Here is a 17447-nt window from a genome sequence, read left to right as displayed (position 1 = left end):
CCTCGACCGTCGCGCGGTCCTTGGTGGCGCCGGTGCAGTCGAGCAGCAGATCAACGCCTGTCAAGGGCAGATCCGCCATCTTGCCCCCGGTGAGCAGCGGGATGGATCGTTCCCCAGCGTGCAGGCGTCCGCATTCCAGCGTTACCCCGCCGGGCAGGGGGCCGAAGACGCTGTCATACTTGAAGAGATAAGCGCAGGTGTCCGGCTGTGCGAGGTCATTGACCGCCACCACCTCGATATCCGAATGGGCCGAACTGGTCAGGATTTGCCGCAGGATAACCCGGCCGATCCGCCCAAACCCGTGGATGACGATGCGCATATACCTGTCCTTTGCCTGTTGCCGCAGAACCTGTGCGTTAACGCTTGCATTTCAACTCTGATTTTTTCACATTGTAAAAATGTTTTTTGTATCGAGACAATTCAGGGCGCAGAGGCTGGCATGAACGCAGAAACAGGGCCGGAGCGGCGCGCACGGGGACGGCCCCGCGCGTGGAGCGATACGACCGAGCAGAACAAGATCAAATCGCTGGATCGGGCGCTGGTCATCCTTGAACGGCTGAGCGAACGCGGCGGCGCGACGCTGACCGATCTGTCTGAAGACCTAGATCAATCTCCTGCCACCGTCTACCGGGTGCTGTCGACCTTCGAAGGGCGCAACATGGTCGATTTCGATCCCGTGGCGCAGACCTGGCATATCGGGGCAGGGGCATTTCACATCGGATCGCGGTTTCTGCGCCGCACCTCGCTGGTGGAACGTGCCCGCCCGTTCCTGCGCGAATTGATGCAGAAGACCGAAGAGACCGCCAATCTGGGTGTGTCCCGCGACGGGCTGGTGCTATTCCTGAGTCAGGTCGAGACCCATCACAACATCCGCGCGTTTTTCCCGCCGGGCACCATGTCGCCCATGCATTCCTCAGGCATCGGCAAAGCGCTTTTGGCGCAAATGGACGACAAGGACGTGGCGGCGATCATTCGCAAGCACAAGCTGACCGCGTTCACGGAGCACACATTGATCACACCCGAAGCGCTTGCAGAGGACTTGGTCAAGACCAAGGCGCGTGGGTATGCGTTTGATGCAGAAGAGAAAAACGATGGCATGCGTTGTATCGCGGCGCCGGTGTTCGACATGCATGGCGAACCCATCGCCGGCGTGTCGATCTCGGGACCGTCAGCTCGTATCCCCGACGAAAGGATCGACAGCCTTGGCTTGGCGGTCAAGGAAACGGCGGCCAAACTGACCGCCGCTTTGGGGGGCGCGTCGGATTAAGCGACGTTCTTGAGGTTCAGTTTGTGTGTCACGCCAAGCGCGTGGCACACGTCGCGGGTCAGTTCCGGGCGGTTCAGCGTGTAGAAGTGCAGCGTGTCGACGCCGCCGTCGATCAGGTCGGAGCAGAGTTCCGCACAGATCGCGGTGGCGAGCAGGTCTTCGCGCCCGTCGCGTTCCGCCTTCTCGAAAGCATCCACTACCCACGCCGGGATATGTGTACCACAGCGCTGGGCAAAGCGGACAGCACCCTTCCAGTTCTCGATCGGCAGGATGCCCGGTGTCACTGGCTTGTCGATTCCCGCCTTCTCGCAGGCATCGCGGAACCGGAAGAAGGTGTCCGCCTCGAAGAAGAACTGGGTCAGCGCCTCGGATGCGCCCGCATCGAACTTGCGCTTGAGGTAGGCCACATCGGCTTGGGCGTCTTTCGCTTCGGGGTGGGTGTCGGGATAGGCACCGACGCGGATGGTAAAATCACCGGCGTCACGCAGGCCCTCGATCAGCTCCACGCTCGAGGCGAATCCTTCGGGGTGGGGGACAAAGCCGTTCGAGCCTTTGGGCGGATCGCCGCGCAGGGCCACGATGTCGGTCACACCCGCAGCGGCGAAATCCTGTGCAATGGCAAGGGTTTCCGCGCGCGTGGCGTTCACGCAGGTCAGGTGCGCGGCAACCGGCAGGCCCGAGGATTTGTGCAGCGTTGCCACCGCCTCGCGGGTCAGGTCACGGGTAGTGCCGCCTGCGCCGTAAGTCACGGAGACAAAGCGCGGCTGCAGCGGGGCAAGCACCTGTACGGTGTCCCACAGGCGGAACGAGGCCTCCAAAGACTGGGGCGGGAAGAATTCGAATGAGACGGACGGAGTTGTCATCGACGTGATCCTTGATGGCGTAGAAGCTCTTGTCGCATACGCAGCATTGTGAGACAAACTCATAAATCTAATCTTCAACATGAGATCGGTTGATAATGCACATCGAGTTCCGGCACCTCCGCACCATCAAGGCCATCCATGAATATGGCGGGGTGGCCAAGGCGGCGGACCAGTTGAACATCACGCAATCGGCGCTCAGCCACCAGATCAAGGCGCTTGAGGATCAGGCAGGGGTGGAGCTGTTTGTACGCCGCTCCAAGCCGATGAAACTGTCGGCCGCGGGGATGCGTCTTTTGAGGCTGGCCAATCAGGTCCTGCCACAGGTCGAAGCGCTGGCGGCAGAGTTCGAAGGGCTGCGTGGAGGATCGACCGGGCGGATGCACATCGCCATCGAATGCCATGCCTGTTTCGAATGGCTGTTCCCGGTGTTGGAGGCGTTCCGCAAAAACTGGCCGGATGTGGATGTGGACATTCGCCCCGGTTTGGCCTTTGACGCGCTGCCTGCCTTGCAAAAGGAAGAGGTTGATCTGGTCGTGTCATCCGACCCAGAGGACATTCCCGGCGTCACATTCACCGAGCTTTTCGACTACAACGCGGTTTTTGTCGCCTCGGCTGCGCATCCGCTGGCCGACAAGCCATATGTCGAGGCCGAGGATTTCCGGGGGCAGACGTTGATCACCTATCCGGTGGAACGGTCGCGGCTTGATGTGTTCAGCCAATTGCTGATCCCGGCAAAGGTCGAACCAGCTGCAGTTCGCCAGGTCGAGCTGACGGCCGTTATTCTGCTTCTGGTCGCGTCCAATCGGGGCGTGTCGGTGCTGCCCGACTGGGTGGTGCGCGAGGTCAAGTACAGTTCCGACTACGTCACACGTCCGTTAACCGAAACAGGCGTGACAAGACGGCTATACGCGGCCACAAGAACAGTGGACACAGACAAGCCATTCGTCGCTGAATTGATCCGGCTGGCCCGGCAAGAGGCGCAGCGGCTTCAATCCGCCTGATGTCTAGAGGGCGGTGAGGTTCGACGCCATCTTGCGGCCATCGCGACCCTCGGTCATATCAAAGCTGACCTTTTGATTGTCGCTGAGGCTGTCCATCCCGGATTGCTGAACAGCGGAAATGTGCACAAACACATCCTTGCCGCCATCCTCCGGGGAAATAAAGCCGTAGCCTTTTGTGGCGTTGAACCATTTCACGGTACCGTTCGGCATGATCCCGTGTCTCCTTCTGTCGTCATGTTTGACCTCTGAGGGCCGCTTCAGTTGCGACCGGGCGGGCAATCTGCGACACCCCATCACACTATTTGAGATTGACCGAAGCGTCCCAAAAACAAGGCCCTCGCGCATTTTTCAGCACGGGCCAAAGGGCGAGGCGGCAGAAGACAGGAGAGGGAAGAATGATCCTTTACGGGCTCAAGACTTGCGACACATGCCGTAAGGCATTGAAGGTGCTGCCAAACGCAGAATTTGTTGATGTTTCAATGACTTCGGTACCCGATGGTATACTGGATCGGGCGATGGCGCAGTTTGGTGAAAAAATTCTCAACACGAAATCGACGACATGGCGGGGATTGGATGAAACCGAACGAGCGAAAGACCCCAAGACGCTCTTGGTGACCCATCCCAAACTGATGAAACGCCCGCTGATCGTGGATGGCGACGCGCTTTATTTGGGGTGGGACAAGACCACCCAAGAGGCCATATTAGGCTAGTCGCGCATCTGCATCTGGTGCAGCGCGGCATAGGTGCCGGACTGCGCCAGCAAATCGTCATGTGTGCCTTCTTCGATCACGCGCCCCTGATCCATGACCACGATCTTATGCGCGTCCCGGATGGTGGACAGGCGATGGGCGATGACCAACGTGGTGCGCCCTTTGGACAATTCGTCCAGCGCCTCTTGCACCTTGGCCTCGGAACCGGTGTCGAGCGCCGACGTCGCTTCGTCCAACAGCAGAATGGGGCGGTTGCGCAACAGCGCGCGGGCAATCGCCACCCGTTGCCGCTGGCCGCCCGACAACGCCGATCCGCGTGGTCCGACGGGGGTGTTCAACCCGTCTGAAAGCTGCGGCAGGAAATCGGACACATGCGCTGCATCCAGCGCTCGTTTCAGATCGGCATCGGACACATTTTTTTGTCCAAGCAGGACGTTTTCCAGAACTGTATCGTCAAACAGCAAGGCTTCCTGCGACACCACAGAAAAGAGCCCGCGCAAGTCGTCCAGCGCCATTTCCGAGACAGGCACGCCGCCTATGGTCACATCTCCATGTGACGGATCAACAAGTCGGGTCAACACATTGAAGATCGTCGATTTGCCGGCGCCAGAAGGCCCAACAAGCGCGGTAGTCTGACCTGCTTCCGCGGTAAAGCTACACCCGTTCAAAATGCCCGTTTCCCCGTAGCTTAGCGATACGTCCTCAAGCTTTATCTCAGGTACAACCTCGGGCGCGGCCTTGGGTTGCGCAGGGCTCCTCAGCGTCGGTTCCGTGTCAAGGATTTGCCGGATGCGTTCGATCCCGGCGGCAGCCACTTGCCAAACACCCGCCACGTTGCCGAGCCGCCGCAACGGTTCAAATGCAAGACCAATTGCGGTGAAGAAGGCCATGAAATCGCCCACTGTTTTCTCACCCGAGAGGATCTCGTTTCCGCCGTAGAACAACACACCCATGAAGCCCAGACCGGCCATGATGTCGATCATGCCAGGGATTGTCGCCTGACCAAGGGCACTGCGGGTTTCAACTTTGACGCGCTCATCCGTGAGGCTGCGATAGCGGTCTGACTGGTACCGTTCGAGAGCGTTGAGTTTGACGGGAATGATTCCGTGAAATGCCTCGTTCAGACGCACGGACAGTTTCGCCGCCACGTCGCGTGCGCGCCGGGCTTCCTTGCGAACATAGCGTTGCAGAAACATCGACGGTGCGATCAGGATCGGCGCCCCGAGCAAGGCGACGACCGTCCAACGCCAATCGACGGAAATTGCAACAGCAAACAAAGACACAAGCGCAATCACATCCCGACCTGCGCCGGTTATGATCGTCCGCCAGACCTTTGAAATCGCGTCCACATCGCCTTCGACCCGCTGCATGAGGTAGCCCGGTGAGTGGGTTTGGTGATAGGCACTGTCGAGCACCATGAGATGCGCCAGCAGATCCTGCCGGATATCTGCAACGGACAGCTGGGAAATCCGCGTCAGCAGAACCTTCTGCACGATACTTGCCACGGCCCGGATGACGAAGATGCCAAGAAAGATCAATCCGACCCACAGGATGGCGTCTGCCTCACCGCCGACAAAGACCCGGTCGAACATCGGCTTCATCATGTAGGACAGCGCGCCGAACATGCCGCCTTCCAGCGCCATGAAGACCATCGCGACAATCAGAAGACGCCAGTGCTTGGCAAGATATCCGCGCCAGACCCAAAGCAGCAGGCCCCGCGGATTGACCGCGGCTTCGGTCACGTCGCCAAAGCCGCAGGCATTGTCAGCTTGGCGGCTGGGGTCTTGCTGTTGAACCCGGTCTGGATGGCCGTCGCGTCGTATTCCGTGCGGATCCAGTCTTCGAACCCGATGGGCTGGCGCGCATTCCGCGCGGCATAAACATCAAGGATGTAATCCTGCACGCCGGTCGCAGTGAAATCGAGGTGGATATACTTGAGCGACAATTGCTTGCGCGCCATTTCCACCGGTTGGTTTTCGAACACCATCAGGTAGAGCGCCGCAACGAACCCTGCGCGGTCAGCGCCGGATTTGCAGTGAAACACAAAGGGTTTCTCCGCCATCCGCAATGTGTCGATCACATGTACGATCTTCTTGCGGCTGACCGCATTCCGCGCCTGCAGTTTGGCGTTCAAGAGCCGCAGCCCCAACGCCTCACAGGTTTCCTTTTCAAAGAGGTAATGGGCATATTTGTCTTCACCGCGCAGGTTCACCACGGTCTTGATGCCCATTGCCTTGTATTTCTCGAACCGCGCATGTGTCGGCTGGTTCGAGCGGTACACGCCCGGTGCGACCTCAAAGAAGTTGGTCCAGAAGGTGCGCAGGAAGGCGTGATCGAACACGTGGTAGTGAAACGCCGACCAGCGCCGCGCGCGCGGGTCCGTGATGTCCTTGCCGAAGGACCGACGCAGCTTGCGTTCTGCATCTTCGATCTTTGTCCAAAGTCGTCCCAGCATCCGGTCCCTTTCGCGTCAGGCGCGGATGTAGAGACTGTGACGCGTGCTGGCAAGCACCGCGCGATATTGACGGTGCGGCTGGGGTGGGTAGGGTGCGCAGAATCCTGCGCTCTGTCAGGGAATCCCCGTCGTTTTGAGGTTGCTTATGTCGCTTGCCAACGGTCGCACGTATCTTGCCATTCCCGGTCCTTCAGTGGTGCCGGATGCCGTGTTGCGTGCGATGCATCGTGCCTCACCGAACATTTACGAGGGCGAGCTGCCCGAAATGATGCCGGATATGGTGCGTGACCTGAAACGTGTCGCCCGCACCGACGGGCATGTGGCAATCTATATCAGCAACGGACATGGCGCGTGGGAAGCTGCCTTGGCGAATACTGTCGGCATCGGGGAAAAGGTGCTTGTGCTGTCCACCGGGTTCTTTGCAATAACCTGGAGCCGCATCGCAGAGGCTCGTGGGATCGAGGTCGACGTACTGGATTTCGGCAATGGCGGCACCTTCGATCTGGAGCGCGTTGAAGCGGCACTGAAAGCGGACAGCGCGCATACCTATAAGGCGGTTCTGGCGGTGCATGTGGACACCTCAAGCTCGAACCGCAACGAATTTGCACCGCTGCGCGCGATTCTTGATGATCTCGGCCATCCGGCGCTGCTGATTGCAGATTGCATCGCTGCAATGGGGTGTGACCGGTTTGAGATGGACGCCTGGGGCGTCGATGTGGCTCTGACCGGCTCGCAAAAAGGGCTGATGTGCCCGCCGGGGCTGGGCTTTGTGTTTTTCAACGACAAGGCTGCTGAAGGGCGGCGTCGGCTCAAGCACGTCAGCACCTATTGGGATTGGACCGCACGCACGGCCCCGGAGGCGTTCTACCAGTATTTCAGTGGTACCGCGCCGACGCATCACCTTTATGGCCTGCGCACGGCGCTGGATATGATACATGCCGAGGGGATGGACGCTATCTGGGCGCGGCATGCCACCTTGGCTCGGGCGATCTGGGCGGCGGTCGAGCATTGGGGGCAGGGCGGGCCGCTGCGGCTCAACATCGCCGACCGCAGCTTGCGCAGTCATGCGGTGACCGCGATGGCCATCGGCAAACCACATGGCACCGAATTGCGCCGCTGGTGTTCCGATCAGGCGGGTGTCACGCTGGGCATCGGTCTGGGCATGGGCAACGACGATGACCCGAAAAGCGATGGGTATTTCCGGTTTGGGCATATGGGCCATGTGAACGCGCACATGATCCTTGGGCTGCTGGGGGTCGTCGAAGCCGGGCTTGGAGCGTTGGGTATTCCGCATCGGGCCGGTGGGGTCGCGGAAGCGGCCAAGGTGATCTCAGGCGTCTGAATTCCGAGGCCACTGGATCGCGCGGCTGGCCTTGTAATGGGCCAGCCAGGTGATGCCGTGGTTCAGGACCCATCCTGTCAGGATCACGGCCAAGAGGCCGAAAAGGGCACAGATGACCCCGAAGATCCACAAAAGATTGATGAAAATCAGAATGAGACTTGCGGTCGTGTAATCCTCGACCCGCTTGGGATGGTGATCATCCATTTGCATCTCCACAACTCGGAACGTGCACGTTACCAGAACAGAGTACCGCAGAATATCGCCTCGTCAGCGATAATCTGTGCCAGATCCCGAAAATTTTCGTGAACTTGGGGCGCCGCGCCTAACCGCGCGCCGCTGCGAGGGCTTTGGGCAGTGCCGCTTCGAAGATATCCAGATCCGTGGGGCGTCCCGCGCTGATCCGGATGCATCGGTCGCCGGGTGATACGAAGGGCATCCGGACGAACACGCCCTGCTCAATCAGGCCGGCGAGCACCGCTTTGGCGAAGGCACCGTCGCCGCCACAATCCACAGTGACGAAATTTGTGGCGGAGGGCAGGGGCGTGAGCCCGTTGGCCTTGACGATGGCCGCGATCCGGTTCCGTGCTTCGGCAACAAGGGCGATCACCTCTTCAAGCCAGGCCGTGTCTTCATAGGCCGCCAATGCGCCTGCCTGTGAAATCCGCGACATCCCGAAATGGTTGCGCACCTTGTCAAAGTTCTTGATCAGGTCCGGCGCTCCGATGCCGTAGCCGACCCGTGCGCCCGCCATACCAAAGGCTTTGGAGAAGGTGCGCATGCGAATGACCCGCGGATCGTCTGCGTCAATCATCGGTGCGGTGCCGTTCGGTGCAAACTCGATATAGGCTTCATCCAGAAGCAACAGCGTTCCGTCCGGGAGCGAGTCGAGCGATTTTTCGATTTTCGCACCGCTGTGCCAACTGCCCATCGGGTTGTCGGGGTTCGCAAGGTAGACGATCTTGGCTTCGACCTCAGAGGCTTTGGCCATCAGTGCGTCGATGTCTTCGTGATCGTTGTGGAAAGGCACTTTGTGCAGCGTGCCGCCATAACCCACGACGTGATAGTTGAAGGTGGGGTAGGCGCCGTCCGACGTGACCACCGCGTCACCGGGGACGACCAGCAGACGTACGAGGTACCCGAGCAGCCCGTCAATCCCTTCGCCGATGATGATATTGCCGGGGCGCACGCCTATATGGGCCGAGATGGCGTGGATCAGATCGTAATTCGTGGGATCGGCATATTGCCAGCACTGGCCCGCCGCATCCTGCATCGCGGCCACCGCGAAAGGCGATGGTCCAAAGACACTTTCGTTCGCGCCCAATCGCGCAAGAAAGGGCGCGCCGCGGTGACGCTCTTGCACTTCCGGGCCAACGAAGGGTACGGAAGAGGGTAGCTTTGCGATGAGGTCGGGATATCTAGGTCCGGTCATGTCCTGTCTATGCCAAGTGGGCGGTTCCAGAACAAGCGCTGTTGACGACCAGAACGCAGAAACCCGGCTACGTATGCATGTTTTGGCGCTGAAACGAAGCAAGGGCCAATCCGGACCTTCTAGCGCCCCGATTTTTCGTCGAAAAATCGGGCCACACGTAAACGTGCTTTGGAATTGTAAAAATACCGTTGGCAACTCGTGGAGTCTCGCGCGGCGTTGTCTTTCTCCCACACGAAGCGCCAATTCAGGTCACGGGCGCTGTCCCGATGCTTCGCTCCTGAAACACGTAGGCCGAAACTGAACATGCCCCCCGCCGCTTGACCCGCCGAAGTGGAACGGCCACTTATCGACCAGAGCAGAAAGAGACCGACATGGCCCAAACTCCACCACCCTTTGCCCCGTTTGAATGGATGATCGCGTGGCGCTACTTGCGCGCCCGGCGTGCTGAAGGCGGCGTGAGCGTGATGACATGGATCAGCCTGATCGGGATCACGCTGGCGGTTTTTGCCCTGATTGCCACTCTCGCTGTGCGCTCCGGCTTTCGCGCGGAGTTTGTTGATACCATCCTTGGCTCCAACGCGCATGTGACGGTCTATTACACACAGGAAATCGATCAATTCGGTCGGTCGGGTCGCACTATCCCGGATTACGCGGCCCTGGCCCAGTCTGTTGCGGCAGTCCCCGGCGTCACCCGCGCAGCACCCTTGGTGAAGGGGCAGGTCATGGCCACGGCCAACAGCCGCAACGCCGGTGTCGAGGTGTTCGGCATCGCACCTGAGGACCTTGCCACCATTCCCCGCATCGCAGATCCCGACACCGCGCAGGGCGATCTTGCCCGGTTCGCTGACGGCATTGCGATCGGTTCGGGTGTTGCGCGCGAACTGGGGGTCGGATTGGGCGATAAGGTCAAGCTCATTTCGCCAGACGGGGTGCGCACCGCCTTTGGCACCAGCCCGCGGGTCAAGGCCTATGAGGTGGTCTATATCTTTACCGCCGGGCGTTATGACATCGACCGCACACGCGTCTATATGCCCTTCGGCGAGGCGCAGCTTTACTTCAACCGGGAAGGCGTTGCAGACGAGATCGAGGTCATGGTTGCCGACCCGGATCGGGTCGAGAACGTGACATTGCCCATCGTTCAAGCCGCCGGCTCTCGGGCATTGGTGTGGACTTGGCAGGACGCAAGCGGTGGGTTCCTGCGCGCGCTCGAGATCGAGGACAACGTGATGTTCATCATCCTTTCGATCCTCGTGCTGATTGCCGCGATGAACATAGTTTCCGGACTGATCATGCTGGTGAAGAACAAGGGCCGGGATATCGGGATCCTGCGCACAATGGGTCTGACCGAAGGTGCGGTGCTGCGGGTGTTCTTCATTTGCGGGGCCTTCACCGGCATTCTCGGAACCGTTGCAGGCGTGATCCTTGGGTGTCTGTTTGCGCTTTACATCGATCCGATCTTTTCCTTCGTGAACTACGTCGCAGGTGGCGGTGTCTGGGATCCGGCGGTGCGGGGCATCTACGAATTGCCAGCACAATTGCGCCTGCCCGATGTGCTCAGCGCGGTGGCCCTGTCGCTTGCGCTCAGCTTCATCGTGACGATCTTTCCAGCCCGGCGCGCCGCGCGGATGAACCCGGTCGAGGCGCTGCGCTATGAGTGATGTTGCACTGCGATTGAGTGGGGTCACCAAGACCTACAATGCGGGCAGCCCTGCTGCGGTCAAGGTGTTGCGCGGGGTGGATGTGTCGCTCTCCAAAGGCGAGGTTGTGGCGCTGGTCGCGCCGTCGGGTGCAGGGAAATCGACGCTTTTGCATATCGCGGGTTTGCTCGACACGCCGGATGGTGGCACAGTTGAAATCGCGGGTTCCGATGTGACCGGGGCGCCGGATCGCAAGCGCACAACCGTGCGACGTGACGAGGTCGGGTTTGTCTACCAGTTCCACCATCTGCTGCCCGAGTTCAGCGCTCAGGAAAACATCGTGCTGCCACAGCTTGCCGCCGGTGTGCCGCGGGGTGATGCGGATGCGCGGGCGACCGAGTTGCTGAAGATTGTCGGCATTGCCGCGCGCGCGCATCACCGGCCTGCTGCCTTGTCCGGAGGGGAGCAGCAGAGGGTCGCGTTTTGCCGGGCGCTGGCCAATGGACCGTCTGTCCTCCTGGCGGACGAGCCGACCGGCAACCTTGATCCGGGCACCTCGGACACCGTGTTCGCGGCGTTGATGACACTTGTCCGAGAGACCGGACTGTCGGCGCTGATCGCCACGCACAACATGGAGCTTGCGGCGCGGATGGATCGTCAGGTGCGATTGGAGCAGGGCCGAGTGTCATCCGCTTGACGTTGGATGGTTTGCTGTCACTTTGCCCGGATTGCCAGAGGAGGACAGTATGGCCGAAATCGATGTTTCGCAAATCCACAAGGTCACGCAACGCGCCTTGCGTGCGCATGGGGCCTCTGACGAGGTGGCGGGCATCATGGCCGATGCCGTGTCATGGGCCGAGGCGCGGGGGAACCGCATTTGTGGGCTTTACTACTTGGAAAGCTATTGCCAGCAACTGATCAGTGGACGGGTTCGCGGAGCGGTAACACCAAGCGTGACACGACCGCGCAGCAGCACGGTCGAAGTGGACGCAGGCTACGGCTTTGCCCAGCCCGCCTTTGCCGCCGCATTGGACGCAGCAACAACAGCCGCGCGCGAGACCGGGATCGCAAGCCTGTTCGTGCGTCATGCTCATACCTGCACCGCGCTGGGCTGGTTCACCGAAGCCATTGCCAAGGCGGGGATGATCGGGATGGGGTACACCAATGCGTCGCCTATCGTTGCGCCTCCCGGGGGCAAGACGCGGGTGATCGGGACCAACCCGATGTCCTTTGCCGTGCCGGACGGCGACGGTGGCGTTGCGATGATGTTCGACCAGTCCACCACCAGCGTGGCATTGGGGCGCATCACGATGGCCAAGGCGGCTGGAGAGACGATCCCAGAGGGATGGGCCGTCGATGCGGAGGGCAAGCCGACCACCGACCCCGAAGCGGCTTTGGCTGGATCTTTGTGCAGCATGGGAGGCTATAAAGGATGGGGGTTGGGCCTGATGGTTGAAATCATGGCGGCCGGATTGGCGGCCGGAACCCCCAGCCGCGAGGTCAAACCGCTGAAAGCGCCAGAGGGCGCACCGCATGATCTGGCGCATTGCTTTATATTGATCGACCCCAGCATCCGTCCTGAGTTTCACGCAATGGTCGCGGGATTGGCCGAGGCTGTAGCGCAGGATGATGGCGCGCGTGTGCCCGGTCTTGGCAAGGTTCTGCTGACCAAGGTTGCTGTGCCAGATGCGCTGTGGGAAGCAAGCTGCGCGCTGTCTGAACGGTGACACATGTTTCACGCGAACGTTTGATGCGAGTGATCGGCTGGGCCTGTTAGAACGGGGCAACCCAAAAAGGATGTCCCGATGTTCCGTTTTTTTGCTGCTGCCGCCTTGTCCCTTGCCGCGTTGCCTGCATTGGCCGCGCCGGTTTCATTTGACGGGACCTGGAAAACCCAGAAGTTCTCGCTGTTCTCGTCGAACACCTATGGTTTCAATGGCAGTTCGGTCAGCGTTGCGTCGAACGGGTCGGTTTCCTTGGCCTATCGGCCTCTGCCGGAAAGCTATTGGGGGGCGTCGAGCGCCAAATGGTCCTGGAGCGTGCAGGAAGGCGTGCCGGCCACCGATCTGCGCAATAAGGGCGGAGATGACCGCAACCTCGCGCTGTACTTCGTGTTTCTGCCAGAATCCGAGGCGCAAGCGCTGAAAGGGGCCAGTGTGCGTCAGTTGCTGAGCAATGATGCCGCGCGCGTGCTGGTTTATGTCTGGGGCGGCGCACACAATCGCGGCGCGGTGCTGAGCAGCCCGTATCTGGGCAATCGTGGCAAAACCATCGTTCTGCGCGGGTCTGGCACAGGCAGTGCCAATGAGAGCGTCAATCTCGCGCGGGACTATGCCAATGCCTTTGGCGGGGGTGGGACTGCGCTGGTCGGCTTGGCCCTGTCCGGTGACAGTGACGACACCGACAGCCGCATTCGCGCGTCGATCAGCGGGTTGAGCGTGAACTGACGGCTGACTGGCCGAAAGCACCGCGCAGATCAGGCGCGCTGCGTGATCCACACCCCAAGCGCCATCACCGCAATTCCGGTGCTTCGCGTGAGGCTGAGTGGACTGACACGCGCGCCGAAGAGACCAAAATGGTCGATCAGCGCGGCGGATATCAGCTGTCCCAACAGCACGAAAAAGACCGCATTTCCAATCCCGAAATGTGGTGCGATATAGGTGATCGACAGCACGTAGAACGCCACAAAAAGACCGCCGAGCAACAGATGACGGGGCGCCATCGGCACGTTGGCCAAGGCCCGTGGTCCAGTGATCAGGGTCGCGGCCGTCGCGGCCAGCAGGGCAACGCAGAACAGCACCATGGCAGCTGCTGCCGGTGACCCGATCCGCACACCGAGGGCTGCGTTCAGCGCGGCAAGCAGGGGGATGCCGATCCCGGCGGCCAGCATCGTGAGGGCATAGATCGGCATAGATGTCTCCGTATGGCGCGATTCTCGTGCAGAGTGCGCCGGGTTCTGCCGATTGTCACCCGTCGTCGCAATTCCGGCTCAACCCGGATGGTTGCACGGCGGCTGAAAGAGAGTCACTCTGTGCGTAATCGAGCAAGGAGGCCGAAATGCGCCCAACCCTCATCAGTTTGACATTTGGTGCCTGTGCCGCTGGCCTGATCGCGGCCTGCACACCCGACGAGATGCCCGTGCCCTCAGATGGGCGGGCGCTGTTCATGGAAAACTGCGCCGTTTGTCACGGGGCTGACGCCAAGGGAAATGGACCGATGGCGCGGGCGATGGTCAAGGCACCACCTGACCTCACGCTGATTGCCTTGCGCAACGGCGGTGACTTCCCATCGGTCCGGGTTCTGTCGACCATTGACGGCTATACAAAGTCGTCCCTCTCGGGGCCGGGCATGCCAGAGTTCGGTGTGTTGCTGGACGGAGAGTTGGTGCCGCTGGACGCTGCCGACGGTGTGCTGACACCGACGCCCCGCAAGCTGGTCGCGCTGCTGGAATATATTCAGAGCATTCAGACCACGCGGTAAACGCGCGCAAAAGAAAAGCCTCGCCGGATGGCGAGGCTTTGTCTTGTCAGGCGCGGGCGGATGCGGACCTTGGCCCTGCCAGCAGCCAGATGATGAAGCCCAGAAGGGGCAGGATCAGAACCAACAGGCACCATAGCACCTTTGAACCTGTAGAGTTGTTGGAGCCGATGATGGAAACAAAGGCCCAGACGTTGAGAACGAGGAGGATCAGCCCTCCAATTCCGGTGATTTCAATACCCATTGCGGTCTCCTTGCTGCGCCTCACGCGGCGCTGACTTCACTTTCGCTTTTCAACACCCTGTCACCGTCGTTTTGTTCGATCAGGTAGGCGGGGCAGTTCGCAGATGCCTTGCGGGTCACCTCCGTGCCTTTGATCGTAACGGTCGTTTTTTGGTCGTAGACGTTGATGATGGTTACGGTGCCTGTTCCATCGCCCCAATCCCATTGCACATGGTCACCTTCGGATCGTGCCATGGTCAGCGGTTCCTGAGGGCCGAGATCAGTTCGGATTTGGTCATGTCCGAGCGACCGTCGATATCAAGCTCCTGCGCGCGGTCGTACAGATCGTCTTTGGTCCAATCCTCATAAGGTGCCGCTTTGCCGCCCTCGCGCGAAGGGTTCTGGTCGTCGCTGGCCTGAGCATTGGCAATGCGCGCAGCAGCTTCCTTGCTGTAGCCGTCGTCGCGCAGGGCTTCGTAGGTCTCATCGTCCTTGATCGATGATCCGTGATCCTTGGCCATGGTCTTATCCGTCAGTCGTCGTGGCTGCGGCGGGTGCGGCGTCTTCCTGACCCGGTTCGTTGCCTTCGAACGCCAAATTGGCAAGATAGGCGAAGAACAGAATTGCGGCAAAGATAGCTGCGGCAATCATGCCCCAGAGTGCCGGACGATGGCGCTTGGATTGCTTTTCGATATTCGTCGATGGAGCGGACATGAATTACCTCTTGGGTTGTGAATCTTCATTGGCGCAACGCGGGTGCTGTTGCACCGGTTCCATGATTTCGCTTCGGAACCGATGAGATACGGGCGCGTTGACTGCGGAACGGCGTGCCTTTCGCGGTCTGCCGACAGGTGTTTGTTGCCCGAAAGGATGATGAGATTATGCCCAAGAGCGATCTGACCCGTGGACCTGTCTGGAAAGCGTTGGCGTTGGTTTCGGCTCCGATGAGTTTCGGGATTCTTGCCGTGTTGAGCGTGGGTCTGGCTGATGCCTACTTTCTGGGACAACTTGGCCAGGCACCCTTGGCCGCCGTAGGGTTCATCTACCCGGTGACCACAGCGCTGACCTCGATGTCGATCGGCCTTTCGGCAGGAGCAAACGCGGTTGTCTCGCAGGCGATCGGGCGTGATCGGTCGGATAGTGATGCGCCGGTCCGGTTGGCGCTGCATTCCGCGGGGCTGGGACTGTGTCTCGCTGTGCTTGTGGCGCTGGCGTTTTGGATGTCTGCGCCGCTCTTATTTCAATGCATGGGTGCAGAAGGTGCGGCACTGGATGAGACACGCGCCTACGTGCCATTCTGGTCGCTGTCCTTTCCGTTTCTCGTTCTGATGATGGTGTGCAACGCGGTCTTTCGCGCCCATGGCGATGGGGCGACGTCTGCGGTAATCATGGTGCTGGCTGCATTGGTCAACATCGCGATCAATCCGCTTGTGATATTCGGTTGGGGGCCGGTTCCGGGGTTGGGCACCGAAGGTGCTGCGCTTGCCACCTTCATCGGGCGTGCCATCGGGGCGGGTGCTGCGGTGTGGTATGCGTGGTATTCGGGATTGCTGACGGTCTGCGGCGAGCCCTTGAAGGGGCTGTTTGCGAGCATAAAAGACGTGATAGCCGTCGGACTGCCGGCAGCGGGCTCGAATGCTATCAACCCTGCGGGTATGGCTCTGGTGACAGCGGCAGTCGCAACATTGGGCGAGGCTGCGGTGGCAGGATTCGGTGCTGCGACGCGAGTACAATCAGTAGCTTTGGTCGCCCTTTTTGCGCTTTCCGCTGGCATCGGCCCGGTGGTCGGGCAGAATTTCGGCGCTGACAAACGGGATCGGGCGCGACTGGCCTTGATACAAGCGTGGATGTTCAGTGTGGTGTACGGACTGGCACTGGCTGTCGGCGTGACCCTGTTCGCCGATCAGATCGCCGCCTTCTTTGCGGATGGCAGTGAGGCACAGGGCTATGCAGCGCTTTACATGCGTGTCGTGAGCTGGAGCATTATGGGCTACGGCATCCTTGTCATCACTAATGCCGCGATGAATGCACGCTCCAAGGCGGCTTATTCGCTGGGTCTCAGCCTGACTCGGATCTTCGTCGTCTATGTGCCGCTTGCATGGATTGGCATGTGGGCGTTCGGCTATGCGGGCATACTCGGTGCTGCGGTTCTGGCCAATGCCTTTGCGATTGCTGGCGGTTTGTTCTGCGCACGTGCAACGGGGCTTTTGACCGAAGTGAACGGACGCGCTGTGCCGTCAATCCTGCCGCGGACAAGCAGCTGAATGCTAGACCATTTCGGTGCGCATCGCGCGCGTCTGGTTGCGGTCCATACGATAGGCGCGCGCCGCGGTGACCAGAGCGCGGAAGATCGCGCGTTGGCGGTGGGCATAAAACAGATGTTCGGGGTGCCACTGAACGCCAAGTGCAAAGGGGTCACGGATGCGTTCGATGGCCTGCACCATGCCGCCGGTGTCCCGTGCGGAGATGCGCAGACCGTCTCCTAACCGATCTACCGCCTGACTGTGCAAGGCGTTGACCTTCATCGGTTTTTCGCCGCTGATGAGCGATAGATGGGTTTCGCTTTCCACACAGACCTCACGCTTCGGCAGGATCGTGGTGATCTTGCGATTTGTGCCATAGGTCGTCCAGGCATCCTGATCCAAGGTGCCGCCCAGAGCCACGTTAAGCATTTGCGAACCCCTGCAAATTCCCAATACGGGAATGTTGCGATCAAGTGCTGCTTCTGCGAGGCAGCGTTCCAGTTCGTCCCGTTCCGGGTCAAGCTTGGCCGAAATTCCCAGCTTGCCGCCGTAGAGTTCAGGTCCGATGTCGCCGCCGCCGCCGATGATCAGGCCGTCGACATGGTCGAGATCCACCACGCGGCCAACGCCCCAGCGAACGCCCTTGCCGCCGGTGATCCAGAGATTCAGGTTGATGAGCGGAAAGACGCGCCAGCCGGTCCGGTTCGATGTGGTGACGGCGATGACTGGGCGGGTCATAACTCGGCCTTGACGTCGTGGTCCTGCAAAAGCGCGTCGATGGTTTTGATCCATATGGATTTG

23 protein-coding genes are annotated in these 17447 nt (G+C 60.3%); 10 read left to right on the top strand and 13 right to left on the bottom strand.

The genetic code is table 11. The features are described 5' to 3' along the window. Positions 1-319: glyceraldehyde 3-phosphate dehydrogenase NAD-binding domain-containing protein (locus JJ869_RS15875; protein ID WP_292268540.1), on the bottom strand; the 319-nt coding region annotated here is incomplete at its 3' end. 120 nt (positions 320-439) lie between these two features. Between JJ869_RS15875 and bhcR the strand changes: the two genes are divergently transcribed. Then, on the top strand, positions 440-1267 hold the full coding sequence (bhcR, locus tag JJ869_RS15870; RefSeq protein ID WP_292268539.1) for an HTH-type transcriptional regulator BhcR: 828 nt from the start codon (positions 440-442) through the stop codon (positions 1265-1267). On the opposite strand, the gene metF is transcribed toward bhcR, so the two are convergent. Beyond that, entirely contained in the window at positions 1264-2130 is an 867-nt protein-coding gene (metF, locus tag JJ869_RS15865; protein WP_292268538.1) for a methylenetetrahydrofolate reductase [NAD(P)H], read from the bottom strand. The genes bhcR and metF overlap by 4 nt on opposite strands. Before the next feature lie 95 nt (positions 2131-2225). Between metF and JJ869_RS15860 the strand changes: the two genes are divergently transcribed. Beyond that, entirely contained in the window at positions 2226-3131 is a 906-nt protein-coding gene (locus tag JJ869_RS15860) for a LysR family transcriptional regulator (protein WP_292268537.1), read from the top strand. Positions 3132-3134: 3 nt separating this feature from the next. Here the strand turns inward: JJ869_RS15860 and JJ869_RS15855 are convergent, their stop codons facing one another. Beyond that, entirely contained in the window at positions 3135-3341 is a 207-nt protein-coding gene (locus tag JJ869_RS15855; RefSeq protein ID WP_292268536.1) for a cold-shock protein, read from the bottom strand. 185 nt (positions 3342-3526) lie between these two features. Here JJ869_RS15855 and JJ869_RS15850 point away from each other — a divergent pair, with 185 nt between their 5' ends. Continuing rightward, positions 3527-3841, top strand: coding sequence for an ArsC/Spx/MgsR family protein (locus JJ869_RS15850; RefSeq protein WP_292268535.1), 315 nt, complete (start codon positions 3527-3529; stop codon positions 3839-3841). On the opposite strand, the gene JJ869_RS15845 is transcribed toward JJ869_RS15850, so the two are convergent. Then, positions 3838-5583, bottom strand: coding sequence for an ABC transporter ATP-binding protein (locus tag JJ869_RS15845; RefSeq protein WP_292268534.1), 1746 nt, complete (start codon positions 5581-5583; stop codon positions 3838-3840). The two genes, JJ869_RS15850 and JJ869_RS15845, sit on opposite strands and share 4 nt — an antisense overlap. Further along, entirely contained in the window at positions 5580-6296 is a 717-nt protein-coding gene (locus JJ869_RS15840; RefSeq protein ID WP_292268533.1) for a tyrosine-protein phosphatase, read from the bottom strand. The genes JJ869_RS15845 and JJ869_RS15840 overlap by 4 nt, the downstream gene beginning before the upstream one ends. A 145-nt stretch (positions 6297-6441) precedes the next feature. Here JJ869_RS15840 and JJ869_RS15835 point away from each other — a divergent pair, with 145 nt between their 5' ends. Continuing rightward, entirely contained in the window at positions 6442-7638 is a 1197-nt protein-coding gene (locus JJ869_RS15835) for an aminotransferase class V-fold PLP-dependent enzyme (RefSeq protein ID WP_292268532.1), read from the top strand. Here JJ869_RS15835 and JJ869_RS15830 read toward each other — a convergent pair. Together JJ869_RS15830 and JJ869_RS15825 are read right to left on the bottom strand one after the other, a co-directional pair. After that, complete coding sequence (locus JJ869_RS15830) at positions 7627-7842, bottom strand: histidinol phosphate aminotransferase (protein ID WP_292268531.1); 216 nt, start codon at positions 7840-7842, stop codon at positions 7627-7629. The two genes, JJ869_RS15835 and JJ869_RS15830, sit on opposite strands and share 12 nt — an antisense overlap. A gap of 118 nt (positions 7843-7960) precedes the next feature. After that, positions 7961-9067 (bottom strand): pyridoxal phosphate-dependent aminotransferase, encoded by a 1107-nt coding sequence (locus tag JJ869_RS15825; RefSeq protein ID WP_292268530.1) that lies wholly within the window; start codon positions 9065-9067, stop codon positions 7961-7963. Positions 9068-9438: 371 nt separating this feature from the next. Here JJ869_RS15825 and JJ869_RS15820 point away from each other — a divergent pair, with 371 nt between their 5' ends. The 4 genes from JJ869_RS15820 to JJ869_RS15805 all read left to right on the top strand — a co-directional run bounded on the left by JJ869_RS15820 (position 9439) and on the right by JJ869_RS15805 (position 13151). After that, complete coding sequence (locus JJ869_RS15820) at positions 9439-10725, top strand: lipoprotein-releasing ABC transporter permease subunit (RefSeq protein ID WP_292268529.1); 1287 nt, start codon at positions 9439-9441, stop codon at positions 10723-10725. After that, complete coding sequence (locus JJ869_RS15815) at positions 10718-11401, top strand: ABC transporter ATP-binding protein (RefSeq protein WP_292268528.1); 684 nt, start codon at positions 10718-10720, stop codon at positions 11399-11401. Before JJ869_RS15820 ends, JJ869_RS15815 begins: the two co-directional genes overlap by 8 nt. Before the next feature lie 49 nt (positions 11402-11450). After that, positions 11451-12431, top strand: coding sequence for an Ldh family oxidoreductase (locus JJ869_RS15810; protein WP_292268527.1), 981 nt, complete (start codon positions 11451-11453; stop codon positions 12429-12431). Positions 12432-12509: 78 nt separating this feature from the next. Then, entirely contained in the window at positions 12510-13151 is a 642-nt protein-coding gene (locus tag JJ869_RS15805; RefSeq protein WP_292268526.1) for a DUF3047 domain-containing protein, read from the top strand. Positions 13152-13180: 29 nt separating this feature from the next. On the opposite strand, the gene JJ869_RS15800 is transcribed toward JJ869_RS15805, so the two are convergent. Continuing rightward, positions 13181-13615, bottom strand: a complete 435-nt coding sequence (locus JJ869_RS15800; protein ID WP_292268525.1) for a DMT family transporter — start codon at positions 13613-13615, stop codon at positions 13181-13183. A 146-nt stretch (positions 13616-13761) separates the two neighbouring features. Here JJ869_RS15800 and JJ869_RS15795 point away from each other — a divergent pair, with 146 nt between their 5' ends. Next, positions 13762-14184 (top strand): cytochrome c, encoded by a 423-nt coding sequence (locus JJ869_RS15795; RefSeq protein WP_292268524.1) that lies wholly within the window; start codon positions 13762-13764, stop codon positions 14182-14184. A 46-nt stretch (positions 14185-14230) separates the two neighbouring features. Here JJ869_RS15795 and JJ869_RS15790 read toward each other — a convergent pair whose 3' ends face one another. From JJ869_RS15790 to JJ869_RS15775, 4 genes are read right to left on the bottom strand one after another with little or no spacing between them, the layout of a single operon-like run. Next, positions 14231-14425 (bottom strand): PLDc N-terminal domain-containing protein, encoded by a 195-nt coding sequence (locus tag JJ869_RS15790; RefSeq protein ID WP_292268523.1) that lies wholly within the window; start codon positions 14423-14425, stop codon positions 14231-14233. 20 nt (positions 14426-14445) lie between these two features. After that, the gene (locus JJ869_RS15785; protein ID WP_292268522.1) at positions 14446-14658 is read right to left on the bottom strand and encodes a DUF2945 domain-containing protein; all 213 of its coding nucleotides are present in this window, start codon (positions 14656-14658) and stop codon (positions 14446-14448) included. 2 nt (positions 14659-14660) lie between these two features. Continuing rightward, a complete protein-coding gene (locus JJ869_RS15780; RefSeq protein WP_292268521.1) occupies positions 14661-14924 on the bottom strand; it encodes a Rho termination factor N-terminal domain-containing protein in 264 nt (87 codons plus the stop codon). Positions 14925-14928: 4 nt separating this feature from the next. After that, on the bottom strand, positions 14929-15117 hold the full coding sequence (locus JJ869_RS15775) for a hypothetical protein (RefSeq protein WP_292268520.1): 189 nt from the start codon (positions 15115-15117) through the stop codon (positions 14929-14931). Between the two features lie 167 nt (positions 15118-15284). Here JJ869_RS15775 and JJ869_RS15770 point away from each other — a divergent pair, with 167 nt between their 5' ends. Beyond that, a complete protein-coding gene (locus tag JJ869_RS15770; RefSeq protein ID WP_292268519.1) occupies positions 15285-16667 on the top strand; it encodes an MATE family efflux transporter in 1383 nt (460 codons plus the stop codon). Positions 16668-16670: 3 nt separating this feature from the next. Here JJ869_RS15770 and JJ869_RS15765 read toward each other — a convergent pair whose 3' ends face one another. Continuing rightward, positions 16671-17384: a gamma-glutamyl-gamma-aminobutyrate hydrolase family protein gene (locus tag JJ869_RS15765; protein WP_292268518.1), complete on the bottom strand. Its 714-nt coding sequence runs from the start codon at positions 17382-17384 to the stop codon at positions 16671-16673. Positions 17385-17447 lie beyond the last annotated feature (63 nt).

Origin of the sequence: Marivita sp. (assembly GCF_017643905.1) — a bacterium.
Taxonomy (GTDB): domain Bacteria; phylum Pseudomonadota; class Alphaproteobacteria; order Rhodobacterales; family Rhodobacteraceae; genus Marivita.
This window is presented reverse-complemented; position numbering and strand designations above follow the sequence as displayed.